This is a genomic window from Pseudomonas sp. BCA17 (assembly GCF_004519405.1).
Classification (GTDB): domain Bacteria; phylum Pseudomonadota; class Gammaproteobacteria; order Pseudomonadales; family Pseudomonadaceae; genus Aquipseudomonas.
In genome coordinates, this window is sequence record NZ_SGWI01000003.1 from 376,191 (window position 1) to 396,055 (window position 19,865).

The window sequence follows — 19,865 nt, forward strand, 5'->3', positions numbered from 1 at the left end:
AGGAACACTCGATGAATACCGAAGGACTTACAGAAGTTGCCGTAAAAGACGCTCATCCGGTGGTTGAACAAGTCACCGAGACGCCGCCGGAACTTGAGCCAGCACCGCCTGCCGCGGTGACCGAGCCACCGGTAGCGGCCCCGGTCGCTGCGGTAACTAACCTGGATGACAGCAGCCTGTACATCCACCGCGAGCTGTCACAGCTGCAATTCAACATCCGTGTGCTGGAGCAGGCGCTGGATGAGTCCTACCCGCTGCTGGAGCGGCTCAAGTTCCTGCTGATCTTCTCCAGCAACCTGGACGAGTTCTTCGAAATTCGTGTCGCCGGCCTCAAGAAGCAGATCACCTTTGCCCGTGAGCAAGCCGGTGCCGACGGGCTGCAGCCGCATCAGGCCCTGGCGCGGATCAGCGAGCTGGTACACGGCCATGTGGATCGCCAGTACGCGATCCTCAACGACATCCTGCTGCCGGAACTGGAAAAACATCAGGTCCGCTTCATCCGTCGTCGTCACTGGACCACCAAGATCAAGACGTGGGTGCGCCGTTACTTCCGCGACGAGATTTCACCGATCATCACCCCTATCGGCCTCGATCCGACACACCCGTTCCCGTTGCTGGTAAACAAAAGCCTGAACTTCATCGTGGAACTCGAAGGCATCGACGCCTTCGGTCGCGATTCTGGTCTGGCGATTATCCCGGCGCCACGCTTGCTGCCACGGATCATCAAGGTACCGGAAGAGGTGGGGGGGGCTGGCGACAACTATGTATTCCTGTCGTCGATGATCCATGCCCACGCCGATGACCTGTTCCAAGGCATGAAGGTCAAGGGCTGCTACCAGTTCCGCCTGACCCGTAACGCCGACCTCGCGCTGGATTCCGAAGACGTCGAAGACTTGGCCCGCGCCTTGCGCGGTGAGCTGTTCTCGCGGCGCTACGGCGATGCGGTGCGCCTGGAAGTGGCCGACACCTGCCCGAAACACCTGTCGGACTACTTGCTCAAGCAGTTCAACCTGAGTGAGACCGAGCTGTACCAGGTCAATGGCCCAGTGAACCTGACGCGCCTGTTCAGCATTACCGGCCTGGACAGCCACCCTGAGCTGCAATACACCCCGTTCACTCCGCAGATCCCGAAACTGCTGCAAAACAGCGAGAACATTTTCAATGTGGTGAGCAAGCAGGACATCCTGCTGCTGCACCCGTTCGAGTCCTTTACCCCGGTGGTCGACTTGTTGCGCCAGGCTGCCAAAGACCCGCACGTGCTGGCTGTGCGCCAGACGCTGTACCGTTCCGGCGCCAACTCGGAAATCGTTGACGCATTGGTCGATGCTGCACGTAACGGTAAGGAGGTCACCGCCGTGATCGAATTGCGCGCGCGCTTTGACGAAGAGTCCAACCTGCAACTGGCCAGCCGCCTGCAAGCAGCCGGTGCGGTGGTGATCTACGGCGTGGTCGGCTTCAAGACCCACGCCAAAATGATGCTGATCCTGCGCCGCGAAGCCGGTGAGATCGTCCGTTACGCGCACTTGGGTACCGGTAACTACCACGCCGGCAACGCCAAGCTCTACACCGACTACAGCCTGCTCACTTCCGACGATGCGTTGTGTGAAGACGTCGGCAAGTTGTTCAGCCAGTTGATCGGCATGGGCAAGACTTTGCGCATGAAGAAGCTGCTGCACGCGCCGTTCACGCTCAAGAAGGGCATGCTCGACATGATTGCCCGGGAAACCCAGTTCGCCCTCGATGGCAAGCCGGCGCACATCATCGCCAAATTCAACTCGCTGACCGATCCGAAGATCATCCGTGCGCTGTACAAGGCCAGTCAGTCCGGCGTGCGCATCGACCTGGTGGTGCGTGGCATGTGCTGCCTGCGCCCGGGCATCGTGGGTGTTTCGCATAACATCCATGTGCGCTCGATCATTGGCCGCTTCCTGGAGCACACGCGAGTGTTCTACTTCCTCAACGGTGGCGAGGAGCAGATGTTCCTCTCCAGTGCCGACTGGATGGAGCGCAACCTCGATAAGCGTGTCGAGACGTGCTTCCCGGTGGAAGGCAAGAAGTTGATCATGCGGGTCAAGAAGGAGCTGGAAAGCTACCTCACCGACAACACCCACAGCTGGAGCCTGCAATCGGACGGCCGCTACGTGCGCAACACGCCAACGGGCAACCAGAACCCGCGCAGTGCGCAGGCGACGTTGCTGGAGAAGCTGGGCAGCCCGATTCTGTCGGTAAACTAAAACCCGACACTGTCCAAAAATGTGAGAGGGGGCTTGTTCCCGATCGCGGTGGTTCAGTCAACGTATTCAGTGACTGACATACCGTCATCGGGAGCAAGCCCCCTCTCGCATTTGTCTTTCAGTGTTCTTCAGATCGGGTCAGCGCACGTTGAGGCTGAACCCCACCCGCGTCAGCCACTCCGCTTCCTGGGCGAAATCCGCCTGGGTCAACTGGTTCTCATCCAGCCAGCCGTTGGGGAACACTACGTCCAGGCTGTCGCCGTTGGCGCTCAGGGTCACTTGGGGCATTTCCTGGGTGCCACGGATGTGGTGGAACAGGATCGCAAAGCGCAGCAGCGCGCACAGGCGTATCAGCTTGATGCCTTCGTCACCGAACTCGGCAAACTTGTCCTTGGGAATATTACGACGATGGCCACGCACCAGGAGTGCGAGCATCTGCTGGTCTTCGCGGGAGAACCCGGCAAGGTCGGAGTGCTCGATAAGGTAGGCGCCGTGCTTGTGGTAATGGTAGTGGGCGATGTCCAGGCCCACCTCATGCACCTTGGCGGCCCAGCCGAGCAACTCGCGCCATACGCCGTCTTCCAGGTCCCAGTCCGCGGCCACCTGATCAAAGGCATGCAGAGCCTTGCGTTCCACGCGAATCGCCTGTTCCAGGTCGACGTGGTAGCGCTCCATCAACGAGCTGAGGGTGCGCTCGCGTACGTCCTCGTGGTGATGGCGACCCAACAGGTCGTAGAGCACGCCTTCGCGCAGGGCGCCATCGCAGTGGTCCATGCGTTGCAGTTCGAGGGCGTCGAAGATCGCTTCGAGAATCGCAAGGCCGGCCGGGAAGATGGTGCGACGGTCGGGCTTGATACCATCGAAATCGATTTTCTCGGCATCGCCCAGCTTGAACAGCTTGCGCTTGAGCCACGCCAACCCTTCGGCGTTGACCTCGCCAGTGCCATGGCCGCCGGCTTTCAAGGCCAGGCCGATGGCGCGGATGGTGCCGGACGAGCCGATGGCTTCATCCCAGGTCAGGCGATGCAGGGCGTGCTCGATGCTCATGATCTCCAGCCGCGCCGCCGTGTAGGCCTGGGCGTAGCGTGCCGGGGTGATCTTGCCGTCCTTGAAATAGCGCTGGGTGTAACTGACGCAGCCCATCTGCAGGCTTTCACGCAGCAACGGCTCGAAGCGCTGGCCGATGATGAACTCGGTACTGCCGCCGCCGATGTCCGCCACCAGGCGCTTGCCGGGCGTATCAGCCAGGGTGTGAGAGACGCCCAGGTAGATCAGGCGGGCTTCTTCACGGCCGGAGATGACTTCTACCGGGTGCCCGAGGATTTCTTCGGCGCGATGGATGAATTCGTTGCGGTTACGCGCTTCGCGTAGTGCGTTGGTGCCCACGATCCGTACGGAGCCCGAGGGCATTCCGTTGATCAGTTGCGCAAAGCGCTTGAGACAATCGAGCCCGCGCTGCATGGATTCTTCATTGAGCTGGCGCTCATCGTCGATCCCGGCAGCCAGTTGTACTTTCTCGCCGAGCCGTTCAAGGATGCGGATCTCGCCGTTCTGGGCCTTGGCCACGACCATGTGAAAGCTGTTGGAGCCCAGGTCGATGGCGGCGATCAGTGACAGATTCTTGGCTTGGGATTGCGGCATGGTTTGGGGTCTCGGTCGATAACCTTGCCATCGTGCCACGATCGACCGCTGGAGCCAACGCGTTGTGCTTCGGGAATTTCTCTGAGACTGCTTGTAGGGCTTTACTGTAGGAAATGTAGGCAGTCTTCCCGAGCTTCTATCGAAGGACTTCTAGGCAATGTAGGAAGCTTTAACTAATGCAGGTTTTAAGTTTGATTATCACTTTGCCTACAATCCAAATGCCGGGTTTTTATTCTTTATATCAATTACGCCTACCGTAGGGAGGTGCCACGCTGACACTTTATTTTTACCGCTCCCACAATAATTGAAGTGCCGTCTTATTCTTTAGTCAAGTACCAAGCAGACAGACTGTCACTCGGCAATTTTGCCGTGGTGTTATTTATTTATGGATTGTCTTGTAAAAAAAATAAATACACCTGATAAATTTCTGTGACAGGTTGAATATGAAAAAAATTGTTGGATTGACTCTTGGTATCGCTTGCCTGGCCACGACCCTCAACGCACAGGCATCCACTACTGCCGAACTGATCGTCAGGGGCACGATCAAACCGGCCGCGTGTAACCTCAGCATGACCGGTGGTGGCATTATCAACTACGGCGAAATTCCTTCGGGTCAACTGCTCCCGACGGCATTCAACCCACTCGCGGAAAAGACCACCCCCCTGACCGTCAGTTGCGGTACTACGCCCGCCAAGTTCGGGCTGAAATTTATCGACCTGCAGGCGGGCAGCAAAGTACCTGGGATCCTGAATGCGCTTGGGGCGGGCTATACCGAGACACACAACTTCGGCCTGGGCCTGGCGGCCGGCCGTAAGACCGGTGGTTTTGCCGTCACCCTGAAGGACCTCAGGGCGTCGACCACGGTGCTCAACCCCATCATGCGTATCGGCAGCGGTGCCTGGCAGAACAGTGATGGAAAAGTCGCGCAGTCGCCTTCCCAATACTCCTGGCGATCCAGCGTAACTGCCGTTCCCGCCCCGATCGCGCAGTTGACCGGGACTATCGCTGTCAGGGCGGTCATCAATAAAGGCCAGGATCTGGACCTCAGCCGAGACATTACCCTTGATGGGCGCGCCACACTTGAACTGAGCTACATCTAAGCGACTGAAATACAGCCGACCAGGAAACTGACTGTTTCTTGTCGGCTGTTTTTAAGTGGGCGTCAGTTGATTAATCGTCACTTCTAAGTCGTGGAGCGTACTGGGTGCCCAGTCTTTCAGTAATAAATAATGCGTGGTTGTTATGTGCGGGGTTTTTCTTGAGTTCTATTGGCGTAGCAACTGCGGACGGTATGTTGCCGGAAACGACAGTAGTCATGCTTTATGAAGCACAGGGCGAAGCCACGATAAACATAAAAAATACCGATGCAATACCGGCCCTGCTTCATTCGGTGATTGAAAACATTCCCGAGGACATGGAGCCGCTATTGATTGTTACACCGCCTATTACCCGTGTGGAGGCCGGTGAGACTCAGTTGGTACGGTTCATCAGTACCCTGAAGACGTCCCTCCAGACCCAGCGCTTGAAGCGAGTGACCTTCGAGGGTATTCCCCAGGCGCGCGCGGCGGATGGTGCGACCATCGGTATCACCCTGCGGCAGAATTTACCGCTGATCCTGCACCCACGGGATTTGCCGGTGCATCAAACCCCTTGGGAACTACTGAAGTGGGTGCAAGCAGGGGCGCATCTCAAGGTTCACAACGACAGTCCTTATGTGGTGCGCCTGGCGCCGGAGGTGCAGTTACTTCCACGAGGCACCCCGGCTACTTTGCCGCGTACCTACATTTTGCCGGGTGAAACCCTGGCGGTGAAGGTTGAGGGTGTGCTGGAAGGCTTGACGGGGGTCGAGATTCAACCGGCCACGGTCTACGGGTTTTCGGCGGATCCCTACCGAGCCCCGATCAGCACCAGTGGGGGTTGATCGATCCATGACATCGAGTAACAGGCTTGTCGCATCGTTATGGCCCAGGCGGCCCACCTTGTTTGTGGGGGTTGCGACGCTCTGGAGCTTGCCCGGTTTTGTCCCCGCGCTGGAGTTGGGGGAAGGTTTCGACCTGGCGGCACTCACCACCCACGGTATCGATCCGAAGGTGTCCGATTACTTTCGCAGTGCGGCGCGTTTTCGCGAAGGCACGCATGTGGTGGGACTGCGCGTTAATGGAAGCCCGCTCGGGTTGGTTGATGCGCAGTTCGACTCTCAAGGGCAGCTGTGTTTCACCGCCGGCTTGCTGGAGAAAGCCGGTCTGGTTAACCCTGGTGGCACCGTCCATGAAGGTGTTGCCTCGGGGCCTGCCTGCCAGGATTTCCTTGGCGCCTTTCCGACGACAATGGTGCGGCTTCGGCCCGGCAGCAATGAAGTAGCACTGGTCGTGCCTACTCAGTCACTGCGTGAACCGCAATGGGAGGCCGCCGCGTTTTCCCGAGGCGGAGCTGCTGCTCTGTTCAACTATGACGTGCAGGGGTTCGACAGCCATTCGCGCGGCGGGCCGAGCCGATTCGTTTCGGCCTATACCGAAGCGGGTTTCAACTTGGGCGACTGGATTGTTCGCAGTCGCCAGTTCTATGTGTCCGACAATGGGAACGCCAGAACCGAGCACCTGTATGCCTATGCACAGCGGGATATCGCTGCGTTGCAGTCGACTTTCCAGGCCGGCCAGATTTCCAGTAATAACCCGCTGTTTGGCGGTATCCAGTTATCCGGTGTGCAGTTCTCGCCGGATGGCCAGTCACGCGTGCCGTCAGGCAGCAACAGTGCCGTGGTGGAGGGGCTGGCCCAAAGCCAGTCGCGAATTGAGGTGCGCCAATCGGGGGTGTTGGTCCACAGCACGCTGGTGCCCGAAGGGCCTTTCAGGCTCACAGGCTTGCCTCTGCTCAATGGCACCAGCGACCTGGAGGTCAGCGTCATCGACGTGCGGGGCGCCAAGCGTAACTTCGTGGTGCCCGCGGCTTCGTTCGCGGGGGCGGCCCCGGCGGCCCCCGGTTACTATTTCTCCCTGGGCAAGGTACGTGAAAACACGCTTGATGAGGCTCCGACGCCTGTCGTTGCCATGGGCAGCGGTACGTGGGGCTTGGGGCGCGATTCGTCGGCGGGATTCGGTTTGTTGAGTACCGATGAGTATTGGTCGGCGGGCGGTGCTCTGAGCAGTGTATTTTTCCAGCGGGTTTCCGTTGGAGCACGCCACAACCTGTCCCGGGACAATCGCGGCGCGGTATCCGGTTCACGCAGCAGCGTAACCGTGAGCAGCCCGGTGGCCGCCAACATTGACCTCAACCTCAGTTCGACCCTGCAGACCCGAGGTTACCGCGAGGTCCTTGAAGCGGGACGCCCAGCCAGGGCCGATGAGCTGGGTTCGCGCTTCAAGCATCAGTACACGGCGGGTATGAGCTGGGTTGAACCCACGTTGGGGGTATTTTCGCTGGGCTATACCCGCAGTGCTCAATTTGACGGGCAAACCTCCGAGCATGTATTTGCCGCATGGAACAAGTCGTTTCGCTACGCCGATGTGGCGTTGGTCGCGGATTCGCAGGTAGGCGGCTCTCAGGCCCGCTTTAATGCTACGCGCGATGACAGTCGTGGTGAGCGTGGCCTGGATAATGACTTGTCCATGCGACTGCAGGTCAGTGTGCCCCTGGGGGGCGAGCGTCGCGTGAACAGTTACGTCAGTCGTCGCGGGAATCAGGCCCGTGCCGGTACCGCGTTCAGTGAGCGGGTCAATGATTACGTGCGCTACGAAGTGGGCACCGAGCGTGACTTCAGTCACCGGGAGCAGTCGGTTCGTGGCCAGTTGGACCTGATGCCCCGTTATACCCGGCTCGGCCTGGGTGTCAGCCGGGATGGCCAGACCACCAGCTATACAGGGCAGTTGCAGGGCGGCGTCGTGGCTCACGAAGGCGGGCTGACATTCTCGCCTTATACCGTGCAGGACACGTTTGGGATCGCCTCGGTGGGTGACATCGGCGCTGCGAGAATCGACACCCCGCAAGGGCCTGTATGGACCGACTTCAAAGGGCAGGCGGTGATCCCGGGCTTGCCCGCGTACACCCGCAGCCGTATCGAAGTGCAAACCCAGTCCCTGCCCAAGCGTGTTGACTTGAAGAACGGCACGCAGGTGCTCGTCGCAGGGCGAGGGTCGGTCAATACCGTGGCTTTCGAGGTCGTCAAAGTGCGCCGCGTATTACTGACTGCCAGCGACCAACAAGGTCGACCTCTGCCCCAGGGCGCTTCGGTGTTCGACAAGCACAATCGTTTTCTGACCAGTGTGGTGGGAGAGGGCATGATTTTCCTGAACGACCTCAACGACGCGCAAAATTTGCGGGTTTCCATGTCGGACTCGTCCTCCTGTGTGTTGAACCTTGCCTCAAAGGCCCAGCCCGACAATGACAAGTTCTATGAGACAGGCTCGGCGGTGTGCCATGGGCGTTAAGCTGAAATGCACAGGATTCGCACTGTTCTGCGCAGTGTGGATGGTCCAGGGGGCTCGGGCAGAAAATTGTCGGCTATCGCTGAGCCAGTCGCGTATCGACTACGGCGTTGTTCACCGTGAGGCATTGCTCGAAAGCCCCTCGGTGACGCTCGGTTCGCGCACGCTGCACTTGAACGTGCTGTGTGCAGAGCCTTCGGCAATCGCGTTGCGATTTATTGGCGCGGCAGATGGGCGAGGTTTTCGGTTTGGGCAACAGGGGCGCTTGCGCCTGAGTCTCAAGCATGCCCAGATGGATGGGCGCGCCGTCGACTGGGCGCTGGCACACCTGCCCGGTGAAGCTGCGCGCGGGCAGTTATTACCGGGCCAGGTCCTGGTGGCAAGAGCGGTAGGCAAACGGCTGACGGCCCAGGTCGATGTCGACACCGATGTGCCGGCCGATACCTTCCAGGTGCGCTATCAGACGGTACTGGAAAGCCAGGGCAGTTTCGAACTGGTCAGTCCGGCTGTTCCACTGAGCCGATGAAATTGGCGAACTCCGGGGTTTGCGGGTTGGCAAACAATACCTTGGGGTCGCCCACTTCATGCACCTTGCCCTGGTGCATGAACACCAGCTTGTCGCCGACTTCCCGGGCAAAGCGCATTTCGTGGGTCACCATGATCAAGGTCATGCCGTCCTTGGCCAGTTGGCGCACTACGCTGAGTACTTCATTGACCAGCTCCGGGTCGAGGGCCGAGGTGATTTCATCGCACAACAACACTTTGGGCGACATGGCCAGGGCTCGGGCAATCGCTACTCGCTGTTGTTGACCGCCGGAGAGGCGATCAGGGAATGCGTCGAACTTTTCCCCGAGACCCACGCGCTCCAGCATCTGCCTGGCCAGTTGTACCGCCTTGGCCTTCGGCACTTTCTGCACCACCTGGGGCGCCAGCATCACATTCTCACCCACCGTCAGGTGCGGGAACAGGTTGAATTGCTGGAAAACCATGCCGACTTTCTGCCGCAGGCTGCGCAGGTCGGCACGAGCGGCGTCGAGGTACTCGCCATCGACTTCGATCACGCCATCGTTAATCGACTCCAGGCCATTGAGGGTGCGCAGCAGGGTGGATTTGCCCGAGCCGCTGCGGCCAATGATGGCTACCACTTGGCCTTCATCCACCGTCAGGTCGATGCCTTTGAGTACGTGATGATCGCCGTAATACTTATGCAGGGCGGAAATTCTAAGCAGAGGCATGCAGTCTCCTTTCCAGGTAGCGCGCACTGAGGGACAAGGGGTAGCAGAGCAAAAAGTAACCAAGGGCCACCAGGCCGTAGACCATGAAGGGCTCGAAGGTGGCGTTGGCGAGCATGCCGCCGGTCTTGGTCAATTCGGTGAAGCCGATGATCGAGGTTACGGCGGTGCCTTTGACCACCTGCACCGAGAAACCCACGGTGGGCGCCACTGCAATGCGCAAGGCCTGGGGCAGGATCACGTAGCGCAGTTGTTCAAGTGGGTTCAGCGCCAGGCTGGCCGACGCTTCCCATTGCCCATGGGCGATGGAGTCGACGCAACCGCGCCAGATTTCGGCGAGGTAGGCGCTGGTAAACAGGGTCAGGGCAATCGCCGCCGCCAACCACGGTGAGATGTCCACACCGAGCAGGGCTATACCGAAAAACACCAGGAACAGTTGCATCAACAGCGGCGTGCCTTGGAACAGTTCGATGTAGGTACGGGCGACATTGCGCGGGAAGGCTTTACGGCTGATGCGCATCGTCATGACCAGCAGGCCGATCACGCCACCGCCGAGAAACGCCACCAGCGACAACAACAAGGTCCACTGCAGGCCGGTGGCCAGGTTGCGCACGATATCCCAGAAGGAAAAATCACTCATCGGCTGTTCCTCATCACAAATCGGTAACCGATCCAGTTGAGCAACTGACGAATCATCAGCGCCATGCACAGATATACCAGGGTGGTCAGGGCATAGGTTTCAAACGCGCGGAAGTTGCGCGACTGGATAAAGTTGGCGGCAAAGCTGAGTTCCTCAGTGGCGATCTGTGAACACACCGCCGAACCGAGCATCACGATAATGATCTGGCTGCTCAAGGCCGGCCACACCTTGCCCAGCGCCGGCAGCAGCACCACGTGGCGGAACGCTTCGAAGCGCGTCATCGCCAGCGCGGCGGCGGCTTCCAGTTGCCCGCGAGGGATGGCCTGGATACCGGCGCGGATGATCTCGGTTGAGTAAGCGCCGAGGTTGATCACCATTGCCAGCGCGGCGGCTTGCCACTCGGTGATTTTCAGCCCCAGGGACGGCAGGCCGAAAAAGATGAAAAACAACTGCACCAGGAACGGCGTGTTGCGGATCAACTCGACATACACACCGAACAGCCAGGCGAATGGCTGAATTTTCCACGCCCGCACCACGGCGCCGACGATGCCCAGGGCCACCCCCAGGATCGCGCCGATGGCCGTCAGTTCAAGGGTGAACAACGCGCCACGCAACAGCAGGTCGGTATTGGCCAGCACCGGCACAAAGTCGAATTGATAGGCCATGGATCAGCTCCGCTTCAGAGATCGGCAGGCAACGGCTCTTTGAGCCACTGCATCGCGTTCTTTTCCAGGCTGCCGTCGGCCTTGGCCGCGACCAGAATCTGATTGACCTTCTCCAGCAAGGCCGGCTCGTTTTTGTTCACGCCCACGTACACCGGCGAGTCCTTGAGTTTCACCTTCAGCGCCGGTACGCGTTTCGGGTTGCGCTCGCTGATTGCCACCATGACCACGTTGCCGCTGGCGATCAGGTCGACCTGACCGGCCAAGTAGGCGGCGATGGTCGAGTTGTTGTCTTCGAAGCGTTTAATGGTGGCTTCCTTGGGGGCCACGGCGGTCAGCGCGATGTCTTCAATGGCGCCACGGGTCACGCTGATGGTCTTGCCCTTGAGGTCGTCGGTGGTACTGATGGGCGCGTCAGGCGGACCGAACACGGCCAGGTAGAACGGTGCGTAGGCCTTGGAGAAATCGATGACCTTTTCCCGCTCGGCATTCTTGCCCAGGCTGGAAATCACCAGATCGACCTTGCCGGTGGTGAGAAACGGGATGCGGTTGGTGCTGTTGACCGGGGTCAGCTCCAGCTTGACCTTGAGTTGGTCGGCCAGCAGTTTGGCGGTGTCGATGTCCAGGCCGCGTGGCTTCATGTCGGGGCCGACCGAGCCGAAGGGTGGGAAATCCTGGGGTACGGCGACCTTGAGGGTGCCGCGGGCAACGATATCGTCCAGACCGTTGGCCTGGGCGGGTGCCTGGCCCAGCATCAGGCTGGCAAACAAGGCAGTGAGCAGGGCGCTGTAGCGCTTGGTCATGGCAACTCTCCGGAAGAGACGAGGGAATGTTCTGTTTTGAGCTATTGCATGGCCCATGCCATGACGGTGCAGATGGCCTGGATCACTGGAATTTGCTGAGTTATGTGGTCTTACTGGTCTGAACAGTTGGCTGGCGATTCGCACCCTTTTCGGGCGTTCACAAAGCCGCGCGGGCTCCTTTGGGGCGTGGCTTGCCGGGGGCTGCGAATAGCTTTACAACTAGGCGCTCAGTTGTCTGGAACCTTGAGTCATTCTATGAATTCCATCGCCCAAGCCGTACCGGAAGCGGCCCTGCAGGCCATCCGCAAACTGATCAAGGAACAGGGCTTTGCGGCCGGTGATGCGCTGCCGTCCCAGCGTGACCTGGCGGTGCAGTTGGGGGTGAGCCGAGCCTCGTTGCGTGAGGCATTGTCATCCTTGAGTGCCTTGGGCGTGGTCAGTGTGCAGCCGGGGAAAGGTGTGTTCGTTCAAGAGGTACAGGAGGCGCCGGGGTTTGCCTGGCCCTTCGCCGCCCAGGCCACCCCTTCGGATATCTTCCAATTGCGCTATGCCCTGGAAGGGTTTGCCGCAGGGCTGGCGGCGGTCATGTTGACGATCGATGAGCTGGACACGCTGGAAGATAACCTTGAGGCGATGCGCAAGGTGCTCAAGGCGGGTGATTTTGAAGCCGCCGCCCGGTTGGACTTCGAATTTCATCAGCGCATCTTGCTGGCCAGCGGCAACCAGGCAATGGTGAGTATTCTGAGCGCCAGCGCCGACGTATTCCTGGAAAGTCAGAAACTACCGTTCATCCGGCCAGAGCGTGCCATGGAGACCTGGCAGGAGCACCGCAGGATCCTGCGTGCCCTGGCCCGGCGCGCCAGTGCGGCGGCACAGAAAACCATGCAGGAACACGTGCGCAATGCGGCATTGCGCACCGGTATCGCCTTCGTCACTCCCGTGACGCCGTGAGTTGGCCTATACCCAAACTCATGCATCATCATAGGAAGACTCAATCAGAGGCGGCTTCCTGAACGGGGGAAGGGCGGCTATGATGGGCAACGTTTTTTTTGCTTACAATCCGGAGACATCCATGAGCAACGATCTTATCAAGCACGTCACGGACGCGACCTTTGAGGCCGAAGTACTCAAGGCTCAAGGCCCGGTGCTGGTTGACTACTGGGCTGAATGGTGCGGCCCTTGCAAAATGATCGCTCCTGTCCTGGACGACATTGCGACCACCTACGAAGGCAAGTTGACCATTGCCAAATTGAACATCGACGACAACCAGGAAACCCCGGCCAAGCATGGCGTGCGTGGTATTCCAACGTTGATGCTGTTCAAGAACGGCAACGTCGAAGCCACCAAGGTAGGCGCGCTGTCGAAGTCTCAGTTGCAAGCTTTCCTCGACGCCAACATCTAAGCGCCGACAAAAAAGCCCCGCAAATTGCGGGGCTTTTTCGTGAAACAGGGCTAGACGCTCCCAAATTCAGGTGGTACATTCGGCCCCGCACTGGTTTCTCCACTGCCCCCTGCAAGCCGTCGCCGACGCATTCCTTTTCGATTAGTACGCGATCCTGTCGCCTTCTCTGCGGCGCGGCCTCATTAAGCCAAAAGCTTAATTTCCCCCCTCCATAAATGATTACGTCATTCCTATATGAATCTGACTGAACTCAAGCAAAAGCCGATTACCGAACTGCTCGAATTGGCCGAACAGATGGGCATAGAAAATATGGCCCGTTCGCGCAAGCAGGACGTGATTTTCTCCCTGCTGAAAAAGCACGCGAAAAGCGGCGAGGAAATCTCCGGTGATGGCGTGCTGGAGATTCTCCAGGACGGCTTCGGCTTCCTCCGCTCTGCAGACGCTTCCTATCTCGCCGGCCCAGACGATATTTATGTCTCGCCGAGCCAGATCCGTCGCTTCAACTTGCGCACCGGTGACACCATCGTTGGCAAGATCCGTCCCCCGAAGGAAGGCGAGCGTTATTTCGCCCTGCTCAAGGTCGACACGATCAACTTCGATCGCCCCGAGAACGCGAAAAACAAGATTCTCTTCGAGAACCTGACCCCGCTGTTCCCGACTGTGCGCATGAAGATGGAGGCCGGTAACGGTTCCACCGAAGACTTGACCGGTCGTGTGATCGACCTGTGCGCCCCGATCGGCAAAGGCCAGCGTGGCCTGATCGTCGCACCGCCGAAAGCCGGTAAGACCATCATGCTGCAGAACATTGCAGCGAACATCGCGCGTAACAATCCTGAAGTTCATCTGATCGTGCTGCTGATCGATGAGCGCCCGGAAGAAGTGACTGAAATGCAGCGCACCGTGCGCGGCGAAGTGGTTGCCTCGACGTTCGATGAGCCGCCAACCCGCCACGTGCAGGTTGCCGAAATGGTGATCGAGAAGGCCAAGCGCCTGGTTGAACACAAGAAGGACGTGGTGATCCTGCTCGACTCCATCACCCGTCTGGCCCGTGCCTACAACACCGTGATCCCGAGCTCCGGCAAGGTATTGACCGGTGGTGTCGATGCTCACGCCCTGGAGAAACCGAAACGTTTCTTCGGTGCTGCGCGGAACATCGAAGAAGGCGGCTCGCTGACCATTATCGCCACCGCGCTGGTTGAAACCGGCTCGAAGATGGACGAAGTGATCTACGAGGAGTTCAAGGGTACCGGCAACATGGAATTGCCCCTGGACCGTCGCATTGCCGAGAAGCGTGTGTTCCCGGCGATCAACATCAACCGTTCCGGCACCCGCCGTGAAGAGTTGCTGACAGCCGACGACGAACTGCAACGCATGTGGATTCTGCGCAAGTTGCTGCACCCGATGGACGAAGTAGCCGCCATCGAGTTCCTCGTCGACAAGCTGAAAACCACCAAGACCAACGACGAGTTCTTCTTGTCGATGAAGCGCAAGTAATACGACGTTTCAGGTCCGAAAAATGGCGCCCCCAGTGGCGCCATTTTTTTTTGCGTCGAAATTGAGCTTTTTTATGGCATAAGTGTCCGTTAGGTACCAAAAGTTTTACGCGCGGCTACGCTCATCCCTTTCGCAACAGACTGACCATCACTTTATGACCACTCTTGCATACCGAAGAGACATCGACGGGCTGCGTGCCATTGCTGTCCTCGCTGTCGTGTTGTTTCACTTCGGCGTTCCTGGCGTTACCGGCGGTTTTGTCGGTGTTGACGTATTTTTCGTCATTTCCGGATTTCTGATCACTTCCATTATCTGGCGCGAACGCCAGGCGGGGCGTTTCAGTTTCATCGACTTCTGGGCGCGCCGTGCCCGACGCATCCTGCCGGCGCTGTTCGTGATGATGGCCGCGACGTTGGCGGTGGGCTGGTTTCTGCTGGCACCCAAGGACTATGAGGAGTTGGGGCGCTCCGCGCACTATCAGGTGATATTCACGTCTAACCTGCTGTTTTCCCGGCAGCATGGTTACTTCGATGCGTCTTCCGACATCAAGCCCTTGCTGCACACGTGGTCGCTGGCCGTGGAGGAGCAGTTCTACATTTTCTTCCCGCTGTTGCTGACGTTGCTCTCAAGCCGCTTGAAACACTGGCGCGTGGCACTCTTCGGTGTATTGCTGGCGTCGTTTGGCATGAGCGTCTGGGCGGTGTCCCATGAGCCACAAAAGGCGTTCTTCCTGTTGCATCTGCGAGCCTGGGAACTGCTGGCCGGTGCCATGCTTGCGGTACTGCCCATGCGCGACTGGCGGGCCTCGCCGGCCCTGGCTCAAGGGGTCAGCCTGGTTTCCCTGGCATTGATCCTGATCGCGGTGTTCGGTTTCGACGCAACCACGCCGTTCCCAGGCGCCACCGCGCTGCTGCCGGTGCTGGGCGTGGTCGGGTTGATCTGGGCCAACGGCCAGCAGTACACCTGGGTCGGACGACTGTTGAGTTCGCGGGTGATGGTGGGCATCGGGCTGATCTCTTATTCCTGGTACCTGTGGCACTGGCCGGTGTTCGTCTATGCCACCTACGCCGCAGTGGATGGTTTGAGCCCACTGGAGCTGGCTGGGCTGATGTTGCTTTCATTGGTACTGGGCTACCTGTCATGGCGCTTTGTGGAAGCACCGTTCCGGGAAAAACGCTTGCTCGCCGGACGCAAGGCGATCCTGGCTGCTGCCGGCGCCGGCATCCTGTGCCTTGGCCTGACCGGTGTGGCGATTCGCACATCCGACGGTGTGCCTTCACGCCTGTCCGAACAAGCGCTGCAGTTTGCCCGGGCCAAGACATGGAGCCCGGAGCTGCTGGCCTGCATGGCGGATAAGGACACGCCCGACGAGCGGCTGTTCTGCCACTTCGGCCCTAAAGATGGCTCGTTATCGGCTCTGGTATGGGGCGACAGCCATGCCACTGCGTTGATTCCGGCCCTCAAAGAGGGCGCCAAGCGCCACGATATCAGCCTGGTCGAAGCCAGCTTTGCAGGTTGCATACCCTTGGATGGCCTGGAAAATATTGCCCGGTGCGCGCATTTCAACCAGCGCGTCGAGAAGGCGATGACCGAGCAACGCTTCAGCGATGTAGTGCTGGCGGCGCGTTGGAGCCTGTACCTTTACGGGCAGATGTCGGGTGACACGGAGCATGCGCTCAAGGACCCCGCCACCGGCAAGTACGTACGTGCCGTCGCCGAACAACGGTTTGCCGAAGGCCTGCGCGAGCGCATCCGTGGGTTGCGTGCGGCCGGGCATCGGGTCTGGCTGGTCAAGGAAGTGCCGCTGCAGGAAATCATCGTGCCTTACCGCCTCAGTCGCCTGGCGATGATGAACCGCCCAGTGGACGGCGAGGGGCTCGCCCTGGCGGAACACACCAAGCGTCAGGCGTTCATTACCGGGCTGTTTGACCAACTGGCTGCCGCCGATAGCGGCGTGGCAGTGCTGGACCCTGCGCCATTGCTGTGCGGTGCCGATAGGTTGTGCCGGGTAGAGCTCAATGGCCAGTCGTTGTACACCGACGACAACCATATCTCCGACGTAGGCGCCCGGCACATTGAAGCCTTCCTGGAACCTCTGTTCCGTTCGCTGCAATCACGGGGGCTGACGGCCAATTAAGCTGCCAGCCGCCCTCAGAGCAGGTAGGATGTACGCCTATTTTACGGGTGGCATGGTTAATGAAATTCAAGGATCTTCGGGATTTCGTGCAGCAACTTGAGCAGCGCGGAGAGTTGAAACGTATCCAGATGCCGATTTCCCCGGTGCTGGAAATGACTGAGATTTGCGACCGCACCTTGCGTAACAAGGGCCCGGCGCTGCTGTTCGAGAAGCCGACCGGGTTTGATATCCCGGTGCTTGGCAACCTGTTCGGCACACCCGAGCGCGTGGCCTTTGGCATGGGCGCCGAGTCGGTCAGCGAGCTGCGCGAAATCGGCAAGCTGCTGGCCTTCCTCAAAGAGCCCGAGCCACCGAAGGGCTTGAAGGATGCCTGGTCGAAACTGCCGATCTTCCGCAAGATCATTGCCATGGCGCCCAAAGTGGTCAAGGACGCGGTCTGCCAGGAAGTGGTCATCGAAGGCGATGATGTCGACCTGGCCATGCTGCCGGTGCAGACCTGCTGGCCCGGCGACGTCGGTCCGCTGATCACCTGGGGTCTGACCGTCACCAAAGGCCCGAACAAAGACCGCCAGAACCTTGGTATCTACCGTCAGCAAGTGATCGGCCGCAACAAGGTCATCATGCGTTGGTTGAGCCACCGTGGCGGCGCCCTGGATTTCCGTGAGTGGTGCGAAAAACACCCGGGCAAGCCGTTCCCGGTCTCCGTGGCTCTGGGCGCTGACCCGGCGACCATCCTGGGCGCGGTAACTCCGGTGCCCGACAGCTTGTCCGAATACGCCTTTGCCGGTCTGCTGCGCGGTAACCGCACCGAACTGGTGAAGTGCCGTGGCAATGACCTGCAAGTACCGGCCACTGCGGAAATCATTCTTGAAGGCGTGATTCATCCGGGCGAAATGGCCGATGAAGGCCCCTACGGCGACCACACCGGTTACTACAACGAAGTCGACAGCTTCCCGGTGTTCACCGTGGAGCGCATCACTCACCGGATCAAGCCGATCTATCACAGCACGTACACCGGCCGTCCGCCGGATGAGCCGGCCATTCTCGGCGTGGCACTCAACGAAGTGTTCGTGCCGATCCTGCAAAAACAATTTCCGGAAATCACCGACTTCTACCTGCCGCCGGAAGGCTGCTCGTATCGCATGGCCGTCGTGACCATGAAAAAGTCGTACCCAGGCCATGCCAAGCGGGTAATGCTGGGTGTGTGGTCGTTTTTGCGACAGTTCATGTACACCAAGTTCGTTATCGTCACCGACGACGACATCAATGCCCGCGACTGGAACGACGTGATCTGGGCCATCACCACGCGCATGGACCCCAAGCGCGATACGGTGATGATCGATAATACGCCGATCGATTACCTCGACTTCGCCTCGCCGGTATCGGGCCTGGGGTCGAAGATGGGGCTGGATGCCACCCACAAATGGCCGGGTGAAACCACCCGCGAGTGGGGCCGTGTAATCGTCAAGGATGAAGCCGTCACTGCCCGTGTCGATGCGATCTGGAAAGAATTGGGAATAGATTGATGCGTGTAACCCTGCAACCTTCCGGCGCGGTGCTGGAGCTGGTCCCTGGCGAGCGAATCCTCGAAGGCGCGCGCCGCCTCGGCTACGAGTGCCCCCAGGCCTGTCGCAACGGCGTGTGCCATGTGTGTGCGGCGCTGTTGGTGGAGGGCCGGGTACAGCAGGCCGGCGAGGTACGTGACCATGGTGAGTTTTACACTTGCATCGCCGAACCGCTGGAAGATTGCATTGTGTTGTGGGATGGCGTGCTGGCGCCGGGAGAGTTGCCGTTGCGCAAATTGTCGTGCCAGTTGAGTGAGTGCGTGGAAGTGGGCGGCGATGTATGGCGTGTCCGCCTGCGTGCGCCGGCCGGCAAGGCGGTGCGTTACCACGCCGGCCAGTACCTGATGATCGAGCGGGAGAACGGTGAGAAATCGGCATTCTCCCTGGCTTCAGCACCCCACGCCGGGCGCGATCTGGAGCTGCATGTACTGGCCCGTGAGGACAGTGCCCGCAACCTGCTGGAACAATTGCAGCGCAACCAGATGGCGCGCGTCGAGCTGCCATTTGGTGACACCCACCTGGCCGAGTTGCCCGACGGGCCACTGGTGCTGATTGCCGCCGGCACCGGCATGGCGCAGATGCACAGCCTGATCGAGCATTGCCGTGCCTCCGGCTTCAAGCACCCGGTGCATCTCTATTGGGGCGTGCGTCGCCCGGAAGACTTCTACGAAATCGAACACTGGGCACAGTGGCAGCAACTGCCCAACCTGTTCCTGCACAAGGTTGTCAGCGACCTGTGCGGCTGGGAAGGGCGCTGCGGGTTGCTGCACGAAGCCGTATGTGAGGACATTGCCGACCTCAAGACCGTACATGTCTACGCCAGCGGCTCGCCGGCCATGATCTATGGCACTTTGGATGCGCTGGTCGACGCCGGTATGGATGCGCATCAGATGCGTGCCGACGTGTTTGCCTACGCACCTCGCCCTTAAAAGCGCACGCCGGCCGTCAGCATCGCTGCATTGAAGCCGAGCAATACGAACTCACTGGCGACCGGGCCGGCATGCACGCCCACTGAAGGAATGATCGCCGGTGCCACGCCAAATTTGTTGAGCGGGATCTTGTCGCGGTATTGGCCGCGATAACCCTGGAGTGCGCCCGCCGTCACCTTCACATAGAGCGGTGAATCAGCAATGTCGTAGCGCTTGCCGGCGTAGACATAGTAAGAACGCTGGCTGAACGAGTTACGAAACGTTGCTGCGCCATACACCTGCCCTGACGCTTCATTGCGCTCCAGGTTGATCAAATCCTGATGATTATTGTGCTGTGGGTCCGGTGAAAAATGCCGGGTGTACAGGCTGGTCTGTGCGTACCAGAAGCCTTTTTCGTCTTCGGTGGCCAGCGCTGTCGCGGCCGGCGCCAATAGCAGCAGGCTGGTAAAAAGGTATTTCATGGTTCGACCTCGGTAGTCGTTTGAAGGGGCGGCTAGGGTGGGTCGCTGAACGTCTACAGTTTGACGGTTGGCGTTCCGAGTGGCCTGAACCTGAGCTGAAAGCAAGGTTGCCTATGCTTATGCAATTTGGTTATTTTTTCAGTAGGAGAGATCTTATTAAGCTATAAGCAACGGACTACCGACTTTCTTCCAATAACCAATAAATGACCGCCACCGCCGCCAGCCGGATCGATCGCAAGAACTC

At 59.4% G+C, this 19,865-nt stretch carries 17 protein-coding genes; 11 read left to right on the forward strand and 6 right to left on the reverse strand.

Annotated features, from left to right (window positions below):
* The first annotated feature begins 11 nt into the window (after positions 1-11).
* Positions 12-2,234 carry a polyphosphate kinase 1 gene (ppk1, locus tag EXW71_RS14230; protein ID WP_123716487.1) on the forward strand — a complete coding sequence of 741 codons (2,223 nt, stop codon included), beginning with the start codon at positions 12-14 and terminating at the stop codon, positions 2,232-2,234.
* 138 nt (positions 2,235-2,372) lie between these two features.
* Here ppk1 and ppx read toward each other — a convergent pair whose 3' ends face one another.
* Entirely contained in the window at positions 2,373-3,875 is a 1,503-nt protein-coding gene (gene ppx, locus EXW71_RS14235) for an exopolyphosphatase (protein WP_134659364.1), read from the reverse strand.
* A gap of 443 nt (positions 3,876-4,318) precedes the next feature.
* Here ppx and EXW71_RS14240 point away from each other — a divergent pair, with 443 nt between their 5' ends.
* From EXW71_RS14240 to EXW71_RS14255, 4 genes are all read left to right on the forward strand, one after another.
* Positions 4,319-4,975 carry a DUF1120 domain-containing protein gene (locus tag EXW71_RS14240; protein WP_134659359.1) on the forward strand — a complete coding sequence of 219 codons (657 nt, stop codon included), beginning with the start codon at positions 4,319-4,321 and terminating at the stop codon, positions 4,973-4,975.
* Between the two features lie 137 nt (positions 4,976-5,112).
* Positions 5,113-5,796: a fimbria/pilus chaperone family protein gene (locus tag EXW71_RS14245; protein ID WP_256657129.1), complete on the forward strand. Its 684-nt coding sequence runs from the start codon at positions 5,113-5,115 to the stop codon at positions 5,794-5,796.
* 7 nt (positions 5,797-5,803) lie between these two features.
* Positions 5,804-8,299: a fimbria/pilus outer membrane usher protein gene (locus tag EXW71_RS14250; protein ID WP_134659355.1), complete on the forward strand. Its 2,496-nt coding sequence runs from the start codon at positions 5,804-5,806 to the stop codon at positions 8,297-8,299.
* The gene (locus EXW71_RS14255) at positions 8,289-8,822 is read left to right on the forward strand and encodes a hypothetical protein (RefSeq protein ID WP_134659353.1); all 534 of its coding nucleotides are present in this window, start codon (positions 8,289-8,291) and stop codon (positions 8,820-8,822) included. The genes EXW71_RS14250 and EXW71_RS14255 overlap by 11 nt, the downstream gene beginning before the upstream one ends.
* Here the strand turns inward: EXW71_RS14255 and EXW71_RS14260 are convergent.
* The 4 genes from EXW71_RS14260 to EXW71_RS14275 are packed head-to-tail and all read right to left on the reverse strand — an operon-like array spanning position 8,794 to position 11,633.
* The gene (locus tag EXW71_RS14260; protein WP_123716481.1) at positions 8,794-9,531 is read right to left on the reverse strand and encodes an amino acid ABC transporter ATP-binding protein; all 738 of its coding nucleotides are present in this window, start codon (positions 9,529-9,531) and stop codon (positions 8,794-8,796) included. The genes EXW71_RS14255 and EXW71_RS14260 overlap by 29 nt on opposite strands.
* Positions 9,518-10,168: an amino acid ABC transporter permease gene (locus EXW71_RS14265; protein WP_123716480.1), complete on the reverse strand. Its 651-nt coding sequence runs from the start codon at positions 10,166-10,168 to the stop codon at positions 9,518-9,520. The genes EXW71_RS14260 and EXW71_RS14265 overlap by 14 nt, the downstream gene beginning before the upstream one ends.
* On the reverse strand, positions 10,165-10,833 hold the full coding sequence (locus EXW71_RS14270; protein WP_134659350.1) for an amino acid ABC transporter permease: 669 nt from the start codon (positions 10,831-10,833) through the stop codon (positions 10,165-10,167). Before EXW71_RS14270 ends, EXW71_RS14265 begins: the two co-directional genes overlap by 4 nt.
* Positions 10,834-10,847: 14 nt before the next feature.
* On the reverse strand, positions 10,848-11,633 hold the full coding sequence (locus tag EXW71_RS14275) for a transporter substrate-binding domain-containing protein (protein WP_123716478.1): 786 nt from the start codon (positions 11,631-11,633) through the stop codon (positions 10,848-10,850).
* 255 nt (positions 11,634-11,888) lie between these two features.
* Between EXW71_RS14275 and EXW71_RS14280 the strand changes: the two genes are divergently transcribed.
* The 6 genes from EXW71_RS14280 to EXW71_RS14305 all read left to right on the forward strand — a co-directional run bounded on the left by EXW71_RS14280 (position 11,889) and on the right by EXW71_RS14305 (position 19,160).
* The gene (locus EXW71_RS14280) at positions 11,889-12,584 is read left to right on the forward strand and encodes a FadR/GntR family transcriptional regulator (protein ID WP_123716477.1); all 696 of its coding nucleotides are present in this window, start codon (positions 11,889-11,891) and stop codon (positions 12,582-12,584) included.
* A 121-nt stretch (positions 12,585-12,705) separates the two neighbouring features.
* Complete coding sequence (trxA, locus tag EXW71_RS14285; RefSeq protein ID WP_003213989.1) at positions 12,706-13,035, forward strand: thioredoxin TrxA; 330 nt, start codon at positions 12,706-12,708, stop codon at positions 13,033-13,035.
* Positions 13,036-13,269: 234 nt separating this feature from the next.
* Positions 13,270-14,529, forward strand: coding sequence for a transcription termination factor Rho (gene rho / locus EXW71_RS14290; protein WP_003206716.1), 1,260 nt, complete (start codon positions 13,270-13,272; stop codon positions 14,527-14,529).
* Between the two features lie 154 nt (positions 14,530-14,683).
* The gene (locus tag EXW71_RS14295) at positions 14,684-16,666 is read left to right on the forward strand and encodes an acyltransferase family protein (RefSeq protein ID WP_134659348.1); all 1,983 of its coding nucleotides are present in this window, start codon (positions 14,684-14,686) and stop codon (positions 16,664-16,666) included.
* A 59-nt stretch (positions 16,667-16,725) separates the two neighbouring features.
* A complete protein-coding gene (ubiD, locus tag EXW71_RS14300) occupies positions 16,726-18,192 on the forward strand; it encodes a 4-hydroxy-3-polyprenylbenzoate decarboxylase (RefSeq protein ID WP_134659347.1) in 1,467 nt (488 codons plus the stop codon).
* On the forward strand, positions 18,192-19,160 hold the full coding sequence (locus EXW71_RS14305) for a CDP-6-deoxy-delta-3,4-glucoseen reductase (RefSeq protein WP_134659345.1): 969 nt from the start codon (positions 18,192-18,194) through the stop codon (positions 19,158-19,160). Before ubiD ends, EXW71_RS14305 begins: the two co-directional genes overlap by 1 nt.
* Here EXW71_RS14305 and EXW71_RS14310 read toward each other — a convergent pair.
* Positions 19,157-19,621 carry a sn-glycerol-3-phosphate transporter gene (locus EXW71_RS14310; protein ID WP_134659343.1) on the reverse strand — a complete coding sequence of 155 codons (465 nt, stop codon included), beginning with the start codon at positions 19,619-19,621 and terminating at the stop codon, positions 19,157-19,159. The two genes, EXW71_RS14305 and EXW71_RS14310, sit on opposite strands and share 4 nt — an antisense overlap.
* Positions 19,622-19,865: the final 244 nt, after the last annotated feature.